The organism is Exiguobacterium sp. s145 (genome assembly GCF_018618835.1).
Lineage (GTDB): Bacteria > Bacillota > Bacilli > Exiguobacteriales > Exiguobacteriaceae > Exiguobacterium_A > Exiguobacterium_A artemiae.
On record NZ_JACSMV010000014.1, the window covers coordinates 11,682 to 30,479 of the forward strand.

Sequence of the window (18,798 nt, forward strand, 5' to 3'; positions counted from 1 at the left end):
GTTCCCGGGGTACAACTTCAAGTAGATAGAAAGAAATTTAAAAGAGGTGAAACACTTGATTGATATCTTAATTGCGCTCGTACCTGCCTTGATGTGGGGGAGTCTTCCATTGGTTGTCTCCAAAATCGGTGGTTCGACGGAACAACAAATTATCGGAACGACACTTGGGGCTTTAGCGTTCGCCATCATCACGTTCTTTTTCGTCAGCCCTGAACTTTCGACGACAGCCTGGGTCGCCGGATTCTTCTCCGGTGCTTTTTGGGCCCTTGGCCAAATGAATCAGTTCGCAGCTTTTAAACAGATGGGCGTCTCGAAAACGATGCCGATTTCAACCGGGATGCAACTCGTCGGGACGTCTCTGTTCGGTGTTCTTGCTTTTGGTGAATGGTCGAACCGGACTGCTTTGATCCTCGGTATCAGTGCACTCGTCTTAATCGTGGCCGGTGCCGCTTTCACTTCTTATAAAGAAGATAAAAGCAAACAGGATGAAAATATCGGAAAAGGTTTACTGTTGCTTCTCGTTTCGACAGTCGGTTATGTCGGCTATGTCGTCATCGCCCGCTGGTTCAACATCAACGGCTGGGAAGCTGTCTTGCCGCAAGCCATCGGTATGGTCATCAGTGCCGTTCTATTGTCTTTACGTAAAGGAAACCTGTTCACGAAAAAAACAGCCGGCAACACGATCGGCGGTCTCATGTGGGCAGTCGGTAACATTGCTCTGCTGTTTGCTACCGCCAAAGTTGGTGTCGCAACGAGCTTCTCGCTGTCACAAACCGGTGTCGTCATCTCGACGATCGGTGGTGTCGTCTTGTTAAAAGAAGCGAAAACAAAAAAAGAAATGACATTTGTCATCATCGGCTGTATTTTAGTCGTCGTCGGTGGCATCATGATTGGATTTACGAAGCAATAATAAGGAGGAGTTCATATTATGTATAACAGTCTCAAAGGTAAAGTCGCAATCGTCACCGGTGGATCAATGGGAATCGGTGAAGCCATCATCCGCCGCTATGCGGAAGAAGGCATGCGTGTCGTCATCAATTACCGGAGCCACCCGGAAGAAGCGAAGAAAATTGCAGAAGACATCAAACAAGCGGGCGGAGAAGCCCTTACCGTTCAAGGGGATGTCTCGAAAGAAGAGGACATGATCAATCTCGTTAAACAGGCGGTCGACCACTTCGGTCAGCTTGATGTTTTCGTCAATAATGCCGGCGTCGAAATGCCGTCACCTTCTCATGAAATGTCACTTGAAGATTGGCAAAAGGTTATCGACGTCAACTTGACCGGTGCCTTCCTCGGTGCCCGGGAAGCTCTTAAATACTTCGTTGAGCATAATGTCAAAGGGAATATCATTAATATGTCGAGCGTACACGAAATCATTCCATGGCCGACGTTTGTGCACTATGCTGCGAGCAAAGGCGGCGTCAAACTGATGACCCAAACACTTGCAATGGAATACGCACCAAAAGGCATTCGTATCAATGCGATTGGACCGGGCGCGATCAATACACCAATCAATGCCGAGAAGTTCGAGGATCCGAAACAACGTGCCGATGTCGAAAGCATGATTCCGATGGGGAATATCGGAAAACCGGAAGAAATTTCTGCAGTCGCCGCATGGCTTGCTTCCGATGAAGCAAGTTACGTGACAGGGATTACCTTGTTTGCGGACGGCGGCATGACACTTTATCCATCATTCCAAGCTGGACGCGGGTAACCCCGCGTTTCTGCTTCTCTTAAAAGGGAGGAACCTTCATGTCGAACTTTTTTACTCTGCTCAGGCGTGGGAATAAATCGGCTCTCGCTGCTGCCATCGTCAATACGGTTATCGCTCTTATCAAATTCGTCGCTTACATCTTGACGGGAAATATCGCCATGTTTGCAGAAATGATGCATACAATCGGTGACGCAGCCAACCAGTTTTTTGTTTATGTCGGATCGGCATTAAGTAAAAAAGCACCGACCAAGCGGTTCCCGAATGGATTCGGTCGACTCGTCAACCTTGTTTTACTGGCCGCCATCCTTGTGGTTGCCATTCTTGCTTACGAAACCATCCGTGAAGGTGTCCTGCACATCCTGCATGCTCCGGGTGAAAAAACCAGCGGCCTTTGGATCATCCTGACTGCACTCGGAATCGGTGTTGTGCTCGAAGTCGGTGTGTTCTACAAAGCAATGATTGAAATTGCCCATGAGACGGGATTAAAATCCCGTGGTCTGACGCTGGTCGGTCAAAGCTTCGCCAACTTATCGCAGGCAAAACCGGCGACACGACTCGTCTTCATGGAAGATTTAGTCGCGACGCTCGGTGGTGTCATCGCCATCATTGCCGTCCTGATTTCGCATTATACGTCGTTTTATCAGGCAGAAGGAATTGCTTCGATTTTGATCGGCTTGATGATGTTCTATGTCGTCTATAATGTCTTTATTCAAAATGCTGCCGGTGCGCTTGGTGAGATTGATGAAGTACTGACTGCAAAAATCGGAGAAATCCTGATGCGTGATCCGGACGTTCGTGATATCGAAAAACTTGAAGTCATCAAAGAAGGGGATCATTTCCACGTCGAGATTGAGATCGAAGTTGATCCCGGACTGACAATTGCTCAAGCAGATGATATTAAAGATCGTCTTGAACTACAGATCCGGATTCTCAAAGGAATCACGGATGTGACGATTTCCTTTGATGAAGATGATAAGATTCAACATTATCAGCCGCCTACACAACCGTAATGCACAAAGAAGCTGACTCAAAATTCAATCTCTACAAAGATAAGGAGGGCAGATTATTATTCTGCCCTCCTTATCTTTTTGGCGTCATCCTCTTTTCAGTCAGTTTGCCGCCCGGACGAATCCGGCTTCTTTTGCTTCCCGTTCACTGCAAAACATCTCTTCCGGGTTCACTTCATCATAGGAACGTCCCCCTCGGATATGATAGATTTTCTTTCCTTGGCGGTTGATATTACCTTTGATGTCGGCGCAGTCTGTTGGCTCTGCCGGTGTTCCTTTCATGACCGAAGTATCGAATCCGCGGTCCGTCGCATATCCGTCTGTCTGCCAGATTCCTAAATTTTCCTCTTTTGCTTCGTCTTCGATTTCCTGAAATGTCTCGACGTACCGGGTGTCCGGTTCATAAATGTAGGCGACCCGTGCCAATCCTTTTCGCAATAATTCCTGATTGATCATCTTCCCGTCCGCCCAAACGTACGCCAGCAATCGACCATACCGGTCTGCTTTCGATTCATCGCGTTCGAGCAATACCTCACTGCCTGCCGGTAACGCTTCTTTTGTGAAGTGTGATGCTTCCGGACCATACGGTTGAACCGGCTTTTCCGGATTCACGGTTTCCGGTGTGTCGATCAATAAAAAGCGGACATCTTCCGTTTGACCATTCTTCAGCCGGACTTTCACCGTATCTCCGTCGATGACACGCTCGACGGTCGCTTCCGTCACTTTCGCTTCATCCGGTTGCGGGATGCCCGTCTGTGGATCATCCGGTTCTGAATCCAGTGCGCATCCGCTCAAAAATAGGATCGTCATTACTAAAAACAGTTGAGATAATATTCGTTTCATAAGTTGCCCCCTCTCATCGGATTCAAAAAGGCGCCGACATCAGGCGCGTCGACGCTTTCCAGTCTAAATCGTATCTCCTGTTACTTGTGCTGCTTCCCGATTACTTTGCTTCGAGGACCTTTTCGAAATCCGTACGGTTCGTATACAGCGTATAAAAGGCTTCGGCAACATTTTTCGGATCCAGTGCCGTTCCGCGTTTAACTTCACCGGCAATCGTCACGGTCCCGACATAGACATTGTCGTCTTTCAACGTATCATGCAACATATGCGTCAGTTGACGGACACCGGCTTTCCCGATCGACAGACCCGGCAAAGATTTAATCGCATGTAGTGCTGCTCCGCCGCCTGTGATTAAGATGGCTCCGTCTTTTCGTGCCACCATATCCGGTGCGACGATTTGTGCAGCATGCAATGCTCCGAGAACATCAATTTCAAATTCTTTCGTAATCTGCTCTGCTGATACCTCAAGCACAGAAGCTTGGTGCAGGATCGACGCGTTATAAACGAGGACATCCACTTGTCCGTACTGTTCTTTCGTCCATTCCACGAGCGATTCGAGATCGGCACGGCGTGAAGCATCACATTCGACACCAACTGCTTCGATCCCTTGTTCTTTCAGCTCCGTGATGACGGCTGCCAGTGTTTCCTGTGTCCGAGCGGCACAGACGACTTGGAAACCTTCTTTACCGAACCGCTTACTGATTTCGGCTCCGTTTCCCGGACCGGCTCCGATGACGATGACTGTTTTCATATTCTGTTCCCCCTTATTTTTTCCTTTTACTCTATTCCCACATTTGATTTGATTTACTCAAAAATCAAGCAGCGAGGGCCCTTTTTCTTCTTTTTCCGGAGCGACTCCCATGAAGCGGGCCAACATCGGATCGACTTCGGGCGGTTTCGGTTGAGTGGTCGGTGTGATGACCGAAGGCTCCCTAACGCTTTGCGGTTGATCCAGCAATAATTCACAGTAGGCCTTCATCGCCGCGATTTGTTCGATTTGTCCCGTCCCGCTCGACTGCTCGATTTTTGACATCGTCTGCCGCATTTTTTCAATGACTTGTTGTTCTGTAATCATCTTGCTCACCTCATATGATAGATTGAATGTATTAACTGAAAAGGAAGTGTCCTCCATGATTCGTACTGCTCTAATTGGCTTTGGACTTGCCGGTGAACATCTGCACGCCCCGTATCTCATAGCACCTGATTATCAACTGGTTGCGGTTCAGTCCAGTCGTCCGGAGGCAGTCGCTACGCGTTATCCGGATGTGCCGGTCTATTCTTCGCTTGAAGAGTTGTTGGCTGCTGAAACGATTGAACTCGTTGTGATCGCGACACCGAACGCCGAACATTATCCCCTCGCCAAGACGGCACTTTCAGCCGGCTGTCATGTCCTCGTTGAGAAACCATTTACGGTCACGTTACTGGAGGCCGAACAGTTGACGGATCTTGCCCGTCAACAAAATCGATTACTGACAGTTTACCATAACCGCCGGTACACAAAAGACTTCCGGACATTGCTCGAACTGGTTCAAGCTGATGAACTGGGTGTCGTCCAGACCTTCGAGGCGCACTATGACCGCTATCGTCCGACCGTTCGGGCACGCTGGCGGGAACAGGACGTCCCGGGCGCCGGTCTGCTTTACGATTTAGGTTCCCATTTAATTGACCAGGCGTTGATGTTGTTCGGTGAACGACCGGATCGCGTCTTTTGTGATCAGACGATCCAACGTCCGGACGGTCCGGTCGAAGACTACACGCATCTGATTCTCGCTTTCGGAACGCGCCGCGCCATTCTGCATATCGGATCACTCGTTCCGTCACCCGGTCCTTCGCTCGCCGTCCACGGTACAAAAGCGAGTTATTTCGTCGACAGCGTCGATACGAAACGGTCGACTTATACGTGGGGAAGACCTGAACAGCCTTTGGAAGAACGCCCCTTCGTCGATTCCGGTTTTGCCGACTACTATCATGATTTGGCACACGCCTTGCGTCAGGAGTCCCCTCTTGCCGTCACAACGGAACAAGCTCTGCTCGTCATGAAAATTATTGATTGTGCTCAAAAAAGTGTAAAAGAGGGTACATGGATAGAAGTAGATTAAAATAATCCATTTCAGACGAACAGGGGGAAATATGCATGTTTTCAAGTACGGAACGAACCGCATGGCTGGAAGAGATGGGACAGGAATTGCTTGATGTATTAGTCATTGGTGGTGGCATTACAGGTGCCGGGATTTTACTCGATGCTCAAAGCCGGGGTATGCGGACCGGGTTGATTGAGATGCAGGATTTCGCAGAAGGGACATCAAGCCGCTCGACGAAACTCGTGCACGGGGGCTTACGTTACCTGAAGCAATTTGAAATCAAGTTAGTCGCAGAAGTCGGGAAAGAACGGGCCATCGTCTATGAAAATGCGCCGCACGTCACGACACCTGAATGGATGATGTTACCGCTTGTCGAAGGCGGGACATTCGGCAGCTTTTCGACGTCGATCGGTTTGCGGGTCTACGACCAATTGGCAGGTGTCAGACGCCATGAACGACGGACGATGTTATCAAAAGAAGAAACACTCCGATATGAACCGCTGTTACGGTCGGAACATCTTGTCGGAGGCGGACGGTATGTTGAATATAAAACAGACGATGCCCGATTAACGGTCGAAGTATTAAAAGCTGCGGTCGGATACGGCGGACGTGCCGTGAACTATACGAAGGCTGAGTCTCTCGTCTACCATAACGGGAAAGTCGTCGGTGTCGAAGTACAGGACGTCTTAACCGGTAAGACCTATACGATCCGGGCGAAAAAAATCATTAATGCAACCGGTCCTTGGGTCGATGAATTACGCGAAAAAGACGGTTCAAAATCCGGCAAATCGCTTCATCTGACGAAAGGAATCCATCTCGTCATCGATCAAGCCCACTTCCCGCTTCAACAAGCGGTTTACTTTGATGTTCCAGACGGCCGGATGATTTTCGCGATTCCCCGCGAAGGAAAAACGTACGTCGGTACGACAGACACGAACTATCAGGGTGATATTCTCGAGCCGGGTGTAACGGAAGAGGACCGCGATTATATCCTCGATGCGACCAACAAGATGTTTAACGTTGATCTTCAGCCGAAACATGTCGAGTCCACTTGGTCTGGTCTGCGTCCGTTAATTCACGAAGACGGAAAAGATCCGAGTGAACTGTCACGAAAAGATGAAATCTTCGTTTCGAAATCCGGTCTGATGTCGATTGCCGGCGGAAAATTGACAGGCTACCGTAAGATGGCGGAACGGATCATTGATATGGTCGCAGATCAGTTCAAGGAAGAAGAAAACCGGATTTACCTGGCTTCCCGGACTCATGATATCCTGCTTGGCGGCGGTCATCCTGACGGCAGTAAAGGATTTGCCCGTTACTTGAAAGAACAGCAGCCGAAAGGTGAAGCGCTTGGACTCTCTCCAAAAGAAGCGACCTGGTTGATTCAACGTTACGGTACGGATGTTGAACGTGTCTTTGAATTGATCCGTTCGCGCGGCAGTGAGGCGGAACGTTATCAACTTCCCCTTCACTGGTTCGGAGGATTATTATACGGACTCGAAGCGGAACTCGTCATGCAACCGGGTGATTTCCTGAACCGGCGTGCCTCTGCTGTCTTCTTCGACTTCCCGAATGCTGAAAAATATGCCGACGGTGTTCTCGCTCTAATGCGAAGCGAACTCGGCTGGTCAGCGGAAGAAGAAGCGAAAGCCAATGCCAGCATCCAACGTGAGTTTGATGCCGTTCGAATCAAAACGTCTTTACCATCTTAATCTTCTGTTTATCACAACAAAAAATGCGACCCCTCACGGGATCGCATTTTTTTATTTGTCGTCTGAAGCTGCGAGTTCGGCAGCCGGCATATTTCCCGGTTCCAGATTCGAGTTCTTTCGGGCAAAGGCGAAGTACAGGACAAGTCCAATCGCCAGCCAGATGAAGAAAGCAATCCATGTTTCGAGTTTCAAGTTGAACATCAAGAAGAGACAAGAAGCGATTGCAGCAATCGGTACGTACGGCATTCCCGGGCATTTGAATGCACGTGGAAGATCCGGTTGTGTTTTACGAAGGATCAAGACCGCAACAGAGATCAGGACGAATGCTGCGAGTGTTCCCATGTTAACGAGGTTCGCGATGACATCGAGTGGAACGAGTCCTGCGACTGTCGCACTGCCGAGTCCGATCATCCATGTTGCTTTGAATGGTGTTTTATATTTGGGATGTACTTCCGAGAATACTTTCGGGAACATGCCGTCACGTGAGATGGCGAATGCTAAACGTACCATTCCGTATGTCATGACGAGGATAACCGTTGTGATTCCGAGAATCGCACCTAAATCGATGAATCCTGCAACCCAGTTTTGTCCAGCCATTTGAATGGCGAGTGAGACCGGGTGATCGACACCCGCAAATTTTTGGTACGGGACGATTCCTGTCATGATGGCTGCAACGATGACGTAAAGAACTGTACAGACAGCAAGGGAACCGATGATACCGCGTGGCAAGTTCTTTTGCGGCTCACGTACTTCTTCTGCTGCCGATGTAACAGCATCAAATCCGATGTAAGCAAAGAAGACGATGGCTGCTCCAGAGAATACGCCGCCCCATCCGAACGGTGTAAATGGTGCCCAGTTCGTAGGTTCAACATAGCCGACACCAACGACGATGAATAAAACAACGACTGCCAATTTAATGATAACCATGATGTTGTTGACACGTTTTGTTTCCTTGATTCCCATTGATAAAAGGCCTGTAATTGCGAGTAAAATAAGGAAGGCCGGTAAGTTAAAGAATGTTTTAGCGCCTTCTACCGCGCCGGGAGCTGCTGAGAGTGCCGTAGGAAGATGAATACCGAATCCACCGAGTAAGGACTGGAAGTAACCCGACCACCCTGCCGCAACGGCACTCGAGGCGAGTCCATATTCCAAGATTAAGTTCCAACCGATGATCCATGCGAAAATTTCTCCCATCGTGGCATACGTATACGTGTAGACGGAACCACTGACCGGAATCGTCGAAGCGAATTCCGCATAAGCGAGTGCTGCTAACCCACAGGCAATGGCAGATAAAATGAATGAGACGATAAGACCAGGTCCTGCTGTCAATGCTCCTGTTCCGGTTAGGACGAAAATCCCTGTACCAATGATGGCGCCAATTCCTAAAAACGTTAAATCCATTGCGCCAAGATTTCGAGCAAGTCCACTGTTACGCTGACTCGCAGCAATCATAGCGGAAACATCTTTTTTCCGCGTCAAACTCATGATGATACTCCCCCTGTTGTGTGTTTAGTTCGAATTACAAAAAAAGTTTTGCAATTACTTAATCCAAAATTTACGAAGTTTTCAGATAAATTGATATAGGTCATTAGACTCATTTGTAAAATGAGTTTCGCTTACATGATTTTTTATCCATCAAAAAATTCCTTCGTATCCCATTATGAACTGGTATTCAGAAGGAATCTTTGCCTAAAAAAAGGTCTTCGGAAATAGTATTCAGCGGGTAGCTAACCAACTTAAAAACACTTGAAAATCAAGCGTTGTCCGCGCTGCATAGGCACTTGACCACCGTTGAATTTGACGGGTGAATTCAGCGTCCGATACACCGATCGATTCGATGATGACGACGTCTGCATGATGATGCAGGATATCGACATCAATTCCCGCATCCATGTCGGCCCGCGCGTGAATTTTGGCGGTAATTTGACCTTGAATCGCAAGGACGTTTTCGAGATCATCCTGGCTTTTGATATGCTTGGCTTTCAACTTTTTTTTGTACGGAGAACGTTCCCGGACATAATATTCCTTCCCTTGCATCGTCACATAACCGAGATACGGATCTTCATGTGCCTGCATTGCCTTTTGTGAAGTCACGATCCGACGACCTTGGTGAACCGTTTCGACTTCCTGCAAATAAACCGGTACAAACAGTGACGGAACGGACGACTGGGCTTGTTTCATCTCAAGAATCAGGTCCTCATGCTCTCCGCCTGTTCCTTCGACCAAAATATAGTAGCGCTCAAGACCAATCGAAGCCGTTCCGCTGTCGAGCTTATAAACGATATCCTTGATGGTGTAGAATCCCTCTTCCTGCCGGTCCTCAGCATCGATCGATGCGATATACTCCGGCCAAACCGCTTCAATCGCTGCGTACGTGGAAGAATCAAGCCGCTTCATATCCGGCAAGTCGGCGAACCGGCGTTGTCCGTCGACAATCGTCGTCCGCTCTCCGAGTAATTCCGCCTTCTTTTTCTTTGCTTTTTTGATCAGTTTACGGATCGGTCCTTTTGTATTGTCGGTCGTAAAACAGACTTTTCCCGGATTTTTCCCTTTCGCATATTGGCGTAAGTCATCTAAGTAGTGTTGAACATAGGCGGCAATGGCCGGCTTGGCATCATACCCGGCTTCTTCCGCAAACAGTTGGACCGATACGGCCATCCGGATTAAATCGTACAGATAGGATCCGAGATACCCTTCGTCAAAGTCATTAACGTCATAAATGATTTCCCCTTTGGCATTGCCGTGGACCCCGAAATTTTCGAAGTGAAGATCGCCTTGAATCCAGGTCGGTGTCTCCGGCGGCGTATCAAATCCGAGCGGAATCCGGGTCACGTCATAATAAAACAGGTGGGAACTGCCGCGGAAAAAGAGAAACGGACTGACACTCATCTTTTGATACTTCGTTTGCCGTGCCGCTTCATCGAGTCCGCGGACTTCATGATCGTAGAAATCGAGTACTTTCGAGATGGTCAGCTGCCGAATTTCCTCATAGACTTGCGTGAACATGGAAAACCCTCCTTTGTCTAGAAAAAAAGACAGCAAAACGAATCCGCTTTGCTGTCTTTTACCTTCATTCGAAGTGCTTTTTATATTCCCCGTATCCAGCCGAATCAAGCTCTTCTACCGGAATAAATCGGAGTGCTGCTGAATTGATGCAGTAGCGGAGACCTCCGAGTTCAGTCGGACCGTCATCAAAGATATGACCAAGATGACTGTCGGCATTCGCAGAACGGACTTCTGTCCGCGTCATGCCGTGACTCGTATCGAGTTCGACTTCCATCTTGTCCTCTGAGATCGGCTTCGCGAAGCTCGGCCATCCGCAGTTCGAGTTAAACTTGTCTTTTGACGTAAAGAGCGGTGTCCCGTCGACGATATCAACGTAGAGACCCGGTCGCTCCTCATCCCAGTATTCATTGCGGAAAGCGGGCTCTGTCCCGTTCTCCTGCGTAACTTTATACTGGATCGGTGTCAGGCGTTGTTTCAACTCCTGCTCCTTGCCTTGATCTTTCCAGGCTTCCTTGACGAATTTGGCACGTCCCGATCCGACACTGTACATCTGATAACGGAACGGATTTTTTTTATAATAATCCTGATGATACTCCTCTGCCGGCCAGAACGGTTTTGCCGGACGGATATCGACCGCTACCGGTTTCGAGAAACGACCGGACGCATCAAGCGCCGCTTTCGAACGTTCTGCCGCCTGCTTTTGATCTTCGTCGACATAAAAAATGGCCGGTTCGTAAGACTGACCGCGGTCGTTGAACTGTCCGCCGCCGTCCGTCGGATCAATTTGCCGCCAAAAAATTTCAAGCAACTCATCATATGTGATGACCGACGGATCATACGTGACTTCCACCGCTTCTAAATGTCCTGTCGTTTCAGAACAGACCTCTTTATAAGTCGGGTTTTCTGTATGACCACCTGTATAACCGGAAATGACTTGTTCGACACCATCATATTTATGAAATGGTTTGACCATGCACCAGAAACAGCCACCTGCGAATATTGCTTTTGCCATCTAGCTTCCCCTCCTCTGTATAGGTCTATTTTAACGCGTTCCGTGCGGCTACCCTACTATCTTGCTCAGTCAATCTTCGGGGTTCGCTTTTAAGCGGCGCATGACAAAATAAATCGCCGCAAACACTAAAATCAATCCACCGAACGAATACCACATATTATTCATGCGGTACAGCATCTGATAGATCGCTAACGTCACAAGTAAAATCGCAATCGGGATGAATGCCCGTTTAAAGTGATACCAATAGTTCACTGAGGTCGCCTCCATTTTTCTTTTATCTTAATCGATTTCTCACCGTTTGATACGTTTTCCGAATGATTCTTTCTCAAAAGACACAAAAAAAGTCGACTCCGCTTGAAACGGAATCGACTTTTTCAATTACGGACGCGGATGCTCCGGGAATTCCATTTCTTCATAAGGAACGACCGATGTCCGGTTTTTAAATTTATGACCTAACCAAAAGGCAAGGAATAACGGGATACCGACATATGTTGCGGCAATTCCCACCCAGTCAATTTGATCCGCGAGGAACGCGGCGTAGTTTTGACCGACGATGACGAGGAAACAAAGTCCGAACGCAAAGAGCGGTCCAAACGGGAAAGCAGGTGCCACGTACGGCAAATCACTGAGCGAATGACCTTGCGCAAGGAATCCTTTGCGGAAACGATAATGGCTGATCGCGATACCGAGCCATGCGATGAAACCGGTCATCCCTGATGCATTCAACAGCCACAGATATACTTGACCGCCGAACATCGATGTCAGGAAGCAAAGTGCTCCGATGGCACCGGTCGCAAGCAACGCATTGCGGGGAACACCGTTTTTTGAGACCTGTGCGAACAATTTCGGTGCATCCCCTTGGCGTGCCAACGTATACAGCATCCGTGTCGACGCATACATACCGGAGTTTCCTGCCGATAAGACAGACGTCAGGATGACAGCGTTCATCAATGCAGCTGAGAACGCAAGACCGGCTTTTTCAAAGACAAGTGTAAACGGACTGACTGCTACATCGGTAATATCATTCGAAACGAGGTTCGGGCTTGTGTACGGAATCAACATTCCGATGACGAAAATCGCAAACACATAAAACAGAAGAATCCGCCAAAAGACTTGTTTCACGGCTTTTGGAACGTTTTTCTTCGGATCTTCCGACTCACCGGCTGCGATTCCGACAAGTTCTGTTCCCTGGAAACTGAAACCGGCAACCAGAATGATACCGATGACGGCCGGGATGCCTCCGACGAACGGCGCATCACCTAACGCAAAGTTTTTAAAGCCGACCGGTGCTTCAGATGTGAAGACACCGAAGATCATCGCGACACCGACAATCAGGAAGATGATGACAGTGACTACTTTGATCATCGCGAACCAATATTCCGCTTCCCCGAAACCTTTAACGGAGAAGTAATTTAAACCGATCATCAATAACAGGAACAAAGCACTGAAGTAAAATCCGGGAACATCCGGGAACCAGTAACTCATGACGATTTGCGCCGCAACGAGTTCTACAGCGATCGTAACTGCCCAGTTGTACCAGTAGTTCCAACCGAGTGCAAAGCCAAACGACGGATCGACGAATTTTGCGCCATAGGTTGAGAAGGAGCCGGCGACCGGCATGTAAGCTGCCATCTCACCAAGACTTGTCATCAGGAAGTACACCATGATTCCGACGACCGCATACGATAACAGGGCACCGCCCGGGCCGGCAGCCGCAACGGACGCACCGGAAGCAATGAATAAACCGGTTCCGATGGCACCGCCGATCGCAATCATCGACATGTGACGGGCTTGCAGACCGCGTTTTAATCCTTCTTCAGTTGAATCGAGTTTTCTTTGGGGTTGTAAAGTATTCATCTTATTCGCTTCTCTCTTTTTTAAATTTTTGAGAGGACACTTTTTGAATCGAAAAAAAACAAAAAGCGCCCTCACCTTCCAGAAGGAAGATGAGAACGCAACATAGTAAAATGGATGCGCCCCATTCTACCGTCGTGAAAGATAGCTCCCCACAAGCCAGATCTGACCTGTGACAGTATTAGACCTGTTCGATCTAATCCCAATCGATCATCTTCAAAGCGATGATTGATTTCGGCAATTCTTCCTTTTCAGTCACCTCATCTGCCGCTTGACGACATCCGTGACTGTACTTATAAGAACTGCAACCTCCATCCCACTGGTTGAGTGAGAACTAATTAAGTTAGTTATAATTTCGTTATTACTTCGTCATGTTACACAAAACGTCTTCAAATTGTCAATTCTTTTTTTGAAATTTCCGCTATCCGTGGTAAAAATCCGTAATTTTTAGTACACTAAATTATAGAAGTTAACCGAGAGAAAGGATGTTGCTTGAATGCCACAAGAACGTGATCAACTGACCTATCGATTAGAGGAACAAATGCGGGTCATTCTCCGGACACTACGCCGCGAACTCAACCGACTGTTTGAAGGAACCGCGACGCGGAGTGAATTTTTCATTTTGCGTAGCCTGTCCGAAAATGGTCCCCAACGTCCGACTCTACTCGCAGAGCAGTTTGAGCTTGCGACAAGTCAGGTAACAGCTTTGACTGATCGTTTGTACAAAGCCGGATTCGTCACGCGGACGCGTTCGACGGATGACAGAAGATCGATTGTTTTAGCACTGACGGACGAAGGAGAAGCCGCTTTCCGCGAACTTGAAGTCGTCCGCCGGAAATATCTCCAAGAGCGTTTCGGCACCCTCACGGAAGAAGAGCTGAATGCGATGGTTCTCGTCTTCGATAAGATCCTCTTAACGATGGATGAAGAAGCGATTTCTTCCTAAAAATTACTTTCAAAAAAATATTTATTTTTTTCTCCGACAAAGTTCACTTGACTGTGTACTTTGTCTTTTTTATTGACTTTAGCATCTTTCGCTAAACATTTTTCCATTTCTTGCCGTTAGTAAAATGGGTATACTGGAACTATCTTATTGGAAATGCGTTTACGAGGAGCTGGGAGGATTTGTTGTCCATCATGAATAATTTCATCATTAACTTTTGCTTACTGTTTACAACGATTACTCTTTTGTTTCTTCCTTTTCGAAATCACCCACGGATTACACCGAACACGAATCTGAACGTTCGACTCGTTTTAGGTGGTCTCGCCGGTCTGATTTCTGTCCTTCTAATGTTCAACAGCATTCAGATTGATGTCGCCCAGGTCGACTTACGGATTGTCCCTGTCGTCATCGCCATGATGTTCGGCGGGTTGCCGAGTGCCCTCGTCACCGGTGTAATGATCGTCGCGACACGTTTTATGCTGACTCCGGTCGAACAAATGGATGCTGCTGTCGTGTCAACAATCGTCATCGGAGTGTTCATCCTGACGATTGCCGTCGTCCGTCGCTATATCCGGTTGATCTTCTGGAACTTCGAACTGATGATCGGCATCGGTATCGTCTATTCGTTACCGGGCATCTATCTGCTGACGAACAGCTGGACGACCTTCATCGAGATTTCCCTGGCTTACATATTCTTTAACCTGATTGCCGGTTTCGTGACCTATCATCTGTTGACAGAGTTACGACGACACTTTGAAAATATCCAGTACCAGCAAAAACTGGCCATGACCGACGCCTTGACAGGGCTCGCCAACCGCCGCCGGCTTGATGACTCCCTGTCACTCGTCGGTTCAGCAGAAGAAGGCTACTCGCTGATCCTGATTGACATTGATTTCTTTAAGCACGTCAACGATACATATGGTCATGACGCCGGTGACGACGTCTTGCGGCAACTCGGGACGACGTTAGCCTCACTGGCACGACCGGATGATCTGGTCGGACGTTACGGCGGCGAAGAATTTTTAATCATTCTCCCGAACACCTCACTCGCCGATGCGAAGAGCATCGCGGAACTTGCCCGGACGACGGTTGCCCGAAATCTGTTTCCGACGACAGCCGTCCCTGATCTGCAGATTACGATTTCTCTCGGCATCGCGCACTCGAGCAGCTCGCATACGTCTCTTGAAGCCTTACAGCAGGCAGATAAAGCGCTGTATCATTCGAAGGACAGTGGACGCAACCGGAGCACGACCTATACCAAACAATTGCAAGTCGAACAGGCCTGATTCCCGCCCTTTCCCGTCATCCGGTGAAAGGGCGGTTTTTTGACATCACTTTAAGTCGATTGTTCCGGAAAACCGATGCTCTTGACTGTTCCGAAAACAATCATCCGGCTGAGTTGATCTGCCATGTAGGCCGCCGAATAAGGACGACCGTTTCGTAACCAGGAAATCAGTAGCCCGAGCTGTCCGCCGATCACGTAATTCAACAATAAATCACGATCGACCAGTTGGGTTTCCGTTACCGTGTGCGCTTCGAACACCCGCTGATAATTTTCCTTTAACGTATCGAGAAAACGCGAGATGAACGTTTTGACCGGACCGTTCAGCAACATCGTCCGGTAAAATTGTTCATGTTGTTCAATATGGATGAACAGTCGTTCGAAGTAACGGCTGACCCGATCGAGCGACGGAGCAGCCGGTGCTCCGGTTCCCTGAATCCGGATTGCTTCCATCAGAAGCCGCATATGATCGTCTACAATCTGATTCATCAAATCATATTTATCCGTAAAGTGCGCATAGAAGGTCGATCGATTGACCGCCGCTCCGTCCGTTAACATCTTGACGGTAATCGTCGAAAAAGGATGACGGTCCAGCAAACGAAATAATTCTTTTGTAATACGGTCACGTGACCGCTTTGGTCGTGGATCTTGTCCTGAATTCATCTTCTAGAACCACCTTTTTTTGATATTGTATCCGCTATCATTGACTTTTCCAACACTTTGTCGGAAATTGTCGGTTGTATATTGATTCCTTCTCCATATAATTAACTATATTAACTACTCCTCCCCCAGAGGAGTATTTTTTATGTTACGACTGGGGAACTCAGAGTATACGGAAGAAAGGATGCATTTCATATCATGAACATGAAAAAAGTATTATTGATTAACATTTTGACACTGGTTGTTTTAATCGGTGGAGGCGCGATCGGCTACTACTATTACGATCAAGCGACAAGTTACGTGAAAACAGACAATGCCAAGATTGACGGAAAAATGATTACCATCGCAAGTCCCGGTGCCGGTAAACTGACGGACTGGACAGCCAAAACAGGTCAAACGCTCGACAGTGACGCAACACTCGGTCACGTCATGATGGCGCAAGCCGGTCAAAAACCAGTCAGTACAGCGATCTCTATGCCAACAAAAGCAACAGTCGTTCAGTCGATGGCGACAGAAAACGGCGTTGTCGGAGCAGGAACACCGCTCGCTTACGGTTTTAACTTAAATGAGCTTTGGGTAACAGCGAACGTCGAAGAAACCGACATTGATGAAGTCAAAGTCGGACAGACTGTCGATGTTTACGTGGACAGTTATCCGGACACGACGTTATCCGGTGAAGTCGAACAAATCGGTATGACAACAGCTGGAACATTTTCGATGATGCCGTCTTCAAACGGAACTGCCAACTACACGAAAGTTGCGCAAGTCATTCCGGTCAAAGTCTCACTGTCACAAGAAAAATCACTCGACATTCGACCTGGTATGAATGTGACCGTCCGCATTCATAAGGATTAAGGAGGGACGTCTATGTCTACGACCTTCCTCTTCGGATACATCGCTTTTATGGTTGTCACGATCATCGGTGTCAACCTGATTGCACGGCGTTCACGTCCGGCCCGTCTGGCGGGTGCTGCTGATGCCCCTGCTCCTCTCGATGAGGTGCAACTCAACAATCCGGACAGCGCTCCGATGCCTGCACCGCAAGTAAAAACGCAGGAGCGGGCGCCGCTCGTGACGGCAGATATCAGTATTCCAAAAGTCTTGACGGTACTCTTGATCGGGATGTTCATCGCGATTTTGAATCAGACATTGATCAATGTCGCGTTACCCGTCCTAATCAATGATTTTAACGTCTCGACTTCGACGGCACAATGGTTGACGACCGGGTTCATGCTCGTCAACGGCATCCTGATTCCCATCAGTGCCTTTTTGATGCGGAGTTATACGTTCCGCCAATTGTTCCTCGTTTCCATGACATTGTTCTTCTTCGGATCAATCATTTGTTCGATGGCGATGAACTTCCCCGTCATGATGATCGGCCGTGTCGTTCAGGCAGCCGGTGCCGGTATTTTAATGCCGCTCGGTTCAAATGTCTTCATGACTTTGTTCCCGCCTCATAAACGCGGCGCGGCGATGGGGATGCTCGGAATCGCGATGATTCTTGCTCCTGCAGTCGGTCCGACGATTACCGGCTATGTCATTCAGAATTATGATTGGCATGTCATGTTTTACGGAATGGCCTTTTTCGGTCTTTTGACACTCTTACTCGGTGTCGCCTGGTTTAAACTCGTTCAGCCTTTATCAAAACCGAAGTTTGACGCACTCGGTGTTGTTTTCAGTACGATCGGCTTCGGAAGCCTGTTGTACGGATTCAGTGAAGCCGGTAATGACGGTTGGGACAGCCCGCTCGTCATCAGCACGATTCTGATTGGTATTTTAGGGATCGCAGCGTTTGCGCTCCGCGAGCTTTCCATGGATGATCCGATGTTAAATATCCGGGTCTTGAAAGTACCGGAGTTTTCGTTCACTTTATTCATCAACATCATCGTCACGATGGCTTTGTTCGGCGGGATGCTCCTGCTTCCGATTTACTTGCAGAGTATTCGCGGTTTCTCACCGATTGATTCCGGTCTCTTGTTGTTACCCGGATCACTGATTATGGGAATCACGGGTCCGATCGCCGGTCGACTGTTTGACCGCTTCGGTATCCGGCCGCTCGCTATTTTCGGTTTGACGTTAATGACCTACGGTACGTGGGAACTGACACAACTCGATATGAATACCTCATATAATTCGATCATGGGTATCTATATGCTCCGGTCGTTCGGAATGGCTTTCATCATGATGCCAATCATGACAGCCGGAATGAATGCCTTGCCGATGAAAATGATTCCACACGGGAATGCAACACAAAATACGTTGCGTCAGGTCGCCGGTTCAATCGGAACAGCGATTCTCGTCACGGTCATGACACGTCAAACGACAGCTCACCTGGCAGATGACGCCAATCAGTTTACGACACTTGATCCGACCCTTTCACAGCATTTAAATGAGTTGGGACAACAGCTCGGCAGTTCGCAAGCCGCTTCTGTCAGCTGGATGACGCAGTTGACGAAACAAGCGACGATCAGCGGAATCACGGATGCGTTTTGGGTTGCGACCGTCTTGTCTGCACTCGCCCTGATCTTGTCATTTTTCCTACACGGAAAAAAAGAACCGAATCTCGATTAAGGCTTTTCCTGAACCCGTTGGCGGCACATCGTCAACGGGTTTTTAGTTGTTTGCCTTTGCACTTCTTTCCTAAAATCGCTACACTAGGGTCATTGAGTTTCATATCTAAAAGG

General features: G+C 48.3%; 18 protein-coding genes and 1 riboswitch. Of the genes, 9 read left to right on the forward strand and 9 right to left on the reverse strand.

The window, feature by feature from the left end; genetic code table 11:
• The first annotated feature begins 58 nt into the window (after positions 1 to 58).
• The 3 genes from KNQ07_RS10995 to KNQ07_RS11005 are packed head-to-tail and all read left to right on the forward strand — an operon-like array spanning position 59 to position 2,724.
• On the forward strand, positions 59 to 910 hold the full coding sequence (locus tag KNQ07_RS10995) for a GRP family sugar transporter (protein ID WP_214766746.1): 852 nt from the start codon (positions 59 to 61) through the stop codon (positions 908 to 910).
• Positions 911 to 928: 18 nt separating this feature from the next.
• On the forward strand, positions 929 to 1,714 hold the full coding sequence (locus tag KNQ07_RS11000) for a glucose 1-dehydrogenase (RefSeq protein ID WP_214766647.1): 786 nt from the start codon (positions 929 to 931) through the stop codon (positions 1,712 to 1,714).
• A gap of 38 nt (positions 1,715 to 1,752) precedes the next feature.
• Positions 1,753 to 2,724, forward strand: coding sequence for a cation diffusion facilitator family transporter (locus KNQ07_RS11005; RefSeq protein ID WP_214766649.1), 972 nt, complete (start codon positions 1,753 to 1,755; stop codon positions 2,722 to 2,724).
• Between the two features lie 99 nt (positions 2,725 to 2,823).
• On the opposite strand, the gene KNQ07_RS11010 is transcribed toward KNQ07_RS11005, so the two are convergent.
• The 3 genes from KNQ07_RS11010 to KNQ07_RS11020 all read right to left on the reverse strand — a co-directional run bounded on the left by KNQ07_RS11010 (position 2,824) and on the right by KNQ07_RS11020 (position 4,639).
• Positions 2,824 to 3,564 carry a thermonuclease family protein gene (locus KNQ07_RS11010; protein ID WP_214766651.1) on the reverse strand — a complete coding sequence of 247 codons (741 nt, stop codon included), beginning with the start codon at positions 3,562 to 3,564 and terminating at the stop codon, positions 2,824 to 2,826.
• A gap of 100 nt (positions 3,565 to 3,664) precedes the next feature.
• On the reverse strand, positions 3,665 to 4,315 hold the full coding sequence (locus tag KNQ07_RS11015; RefSeq protein ID WP_214766653.1) for an SDR family NAD(P)-dependent oxidoreductase: 651 nt from the start codon (positions 4,313 to 4,315) through the stop codon (positions 3,665 to 3,667).
• A gap of 57 nt (positions 4,316 to 4,372) precedes the next feature.
• Positions 4,373 to 4,639, reverse strand: coding sequence for a DUF5327 family protein (locus KNQ07_RS11020; RefSeq protein ID WP_012369118.1), 267 nt, complete (start codon positions 4,637 to 4,639; stop codon positions 4,373 to 4,375).
• A gap of 55 nt (positions 4,640 to 4,694) precedes the next feature.
• On the opposite strand from KNQ07_RS11020, the gene KNQ07_RS11025 reads away from it, so the two are divergent.
• On the forward strand, positions 4,695 to 5,663 hold the full coding sequence (locus KNQ07_RS11025; protein ID WP_214766655.1) for a Gfo/Idh/MocA family oxidoreductase: 969 nt from the start codon (positions 4,695 to 4,697) through the stop codon (positions 5,661 to 5,663).
• 35 nt (positions 5,664 to 5,698) lie between these two features.
• Entirely contained in the window at positions 5,699 to 7,357 is a 1,659-nt protein-coding gene (locus tag KNQ07_RS11030; RefSeq protein ID WP_214766657.1) for a glycerol-3-phosphate dehydrogenase/oxidase, read from the forward strand.
• 51 nt (positions 7,358 to 7,408) lie between these two features.
• On the opposite strand, the gene bcaP is transcribed toward KNQ07_RS11030, so the two are convergent.
• The 5 genes from bcaP to KNQ07_RS11055 all read right to left on the reverse strand — a co-directional run bounded on the left by bcaP (position 7,409) and on the right by KNQ07_RS11055 (position 13,232).
• Positions 7,409 to 8,842, reverse strand: a complete 1,434-nt coding sequence (gene bcaP, locus KNQ07_RS11035) for a branched-chain amino acid transporter BcaP (RefSeq protein ID WP_012369115.1) — start codon at positions 8,840 to 8,842, stop codon at positions 7,409 to 7,411.
• A gap of 231 nt (positions 8,843 to 9,073) precedes the next feature.
• On the reverse strand, positions 9,074 to 10,363 hold the full coding sequence (locus tag KNQ07_RS11040; protein WP_214766659.1) for a DUF2252 domain-containing protein: 1,290 nt from the start codon (positions 10,361 to 10,363) through the stop codon (positions 9,074 to 9,076).
• Positions 10,364 to 10,427: 64 nt separating this feature from the next.
• Positions 10,428 to 11,375 (reverse strand): peptide-methionine (S)-S-oxide reductase MsrA, encoded by a 948-nt coding sequence (msrA, locus tag KNQ07_RS11045; protein WP_012369113.1) that lies wholly within the window; start codon positions 11,373 to 11,375, stop codon positions 10,428 to 10,430.
• Between the two features lie 69 nt (positions 11,376 to 11,444).
• Positions 11,445 to 11,627: a hypothetical protein gene (locus KNQ07_RS11050; protein WP_012369112.1), complete on the reverse strand. Its 183-nt coding sequence runs from the start codon at positions 11,625 to 11,627 to the stop codon at positions 11,445 to 11,447.
• Positions 11,628 to 11,753: 126 nt separating this feature from the next.
• A complete protein-coding gene (locus KNQ07_RS11055) occupies positions 11,754 to 13,232 on the reverse strand; it encodes an amino acid permease (protein ID WP_214766661.1) in 1,479 nt (492 codons plus the stop codon).
• Between the two features lie 134 nt (positions 13,233 to 13,366).
• Positions 13,367 to 13,551, reverse strand: a riboswitch (Lysine riboswitch).
• A gap of 174 nt (positions 13,552 to 13,725) precedes the next feature.
• Here KNQ07_RS11055 and KNQ07_RS11060 point away from each other — a divergent pair.
• Positions 13,726 to 14,175 carry a MarR family winged helix-turn-helix transcriptional regulator gene (locus KNQ07_RS11060; RefSeq protein ID WP_214766663.1) on the forward strand — a complete coding sequence of 150 codons (450 nt, stop codon included), beginning with the start codon at positions 13,726 to 13,728 and terminating at the stop codon, positions 14,173 to 14,175.
• A 191-nt stretch (positions 14,176 to 14,366) separates the two neighbouring features.
• The gene (locus tag KNQ07_RS11065; RefSeq protein ID WP_251139525.1) at positions 14,367 to 15,458 is read left to right on the forward strand and encodes a diguanylate cyclase; all 1,092 of its coding nucleotides are present in this window, start codon (positions 14,367 to 14,369) and stop codon (positions 15,456 to 15,458) included.
• 50 nt (positions 15,459 to 15,508) lie between these two features.
• Here the strand turns inward: KNQ07_RS11065 and KNQ07_RS11070 are convergent, their stop codons facing one another.
• On the reverse strand, positions 15,509 to 16,117 hold the full coding sequence (locus tag KNQ07_RS11070; protein ID WP_214766665.1) for a TetR/AcrR family transcriptional regulator: 609 nt from the start codon (positions 16,115 to 16,117) through the stop codon (positions 15,509 to 15,511).
• Between the two features lie 195 nt (positions 16,118 to 16,312).
• On the opposite strand from KNQ07_RS11070, the gene KNQ07_RS11075 reads away from it, so the two are divergent.
• Positions 16,313 to 16,969 (forward strand): HlyD family secretion protein, encoded by a 657-nt coding sequence (locus KNQ07_RS11075; RefSeq protein WP_012369107.1) that lies wholly within the window; start codon positions 16,313 to 16,315, stop codon positions 16,967 to 16,969.
• Positions 16,970 to 16,981: 12 nt separating this feature from the next.
• The gene (locus KNQ07_RS11080) at positions 16,982 to 18,685 is read left to right on the forward strand and encodes a DHA2 family efflux MFS transporter permease subunit (RefSeq protein WP_214766667.1); all 1,704 of its coding nucleotides are present in this window, start codon (positions 16,982 to 16,984) and stop codon (positions 18,683 to 18,685) included.
• Positions 18,686 to 18,798 lie beyond the last annotated feature (113 nt).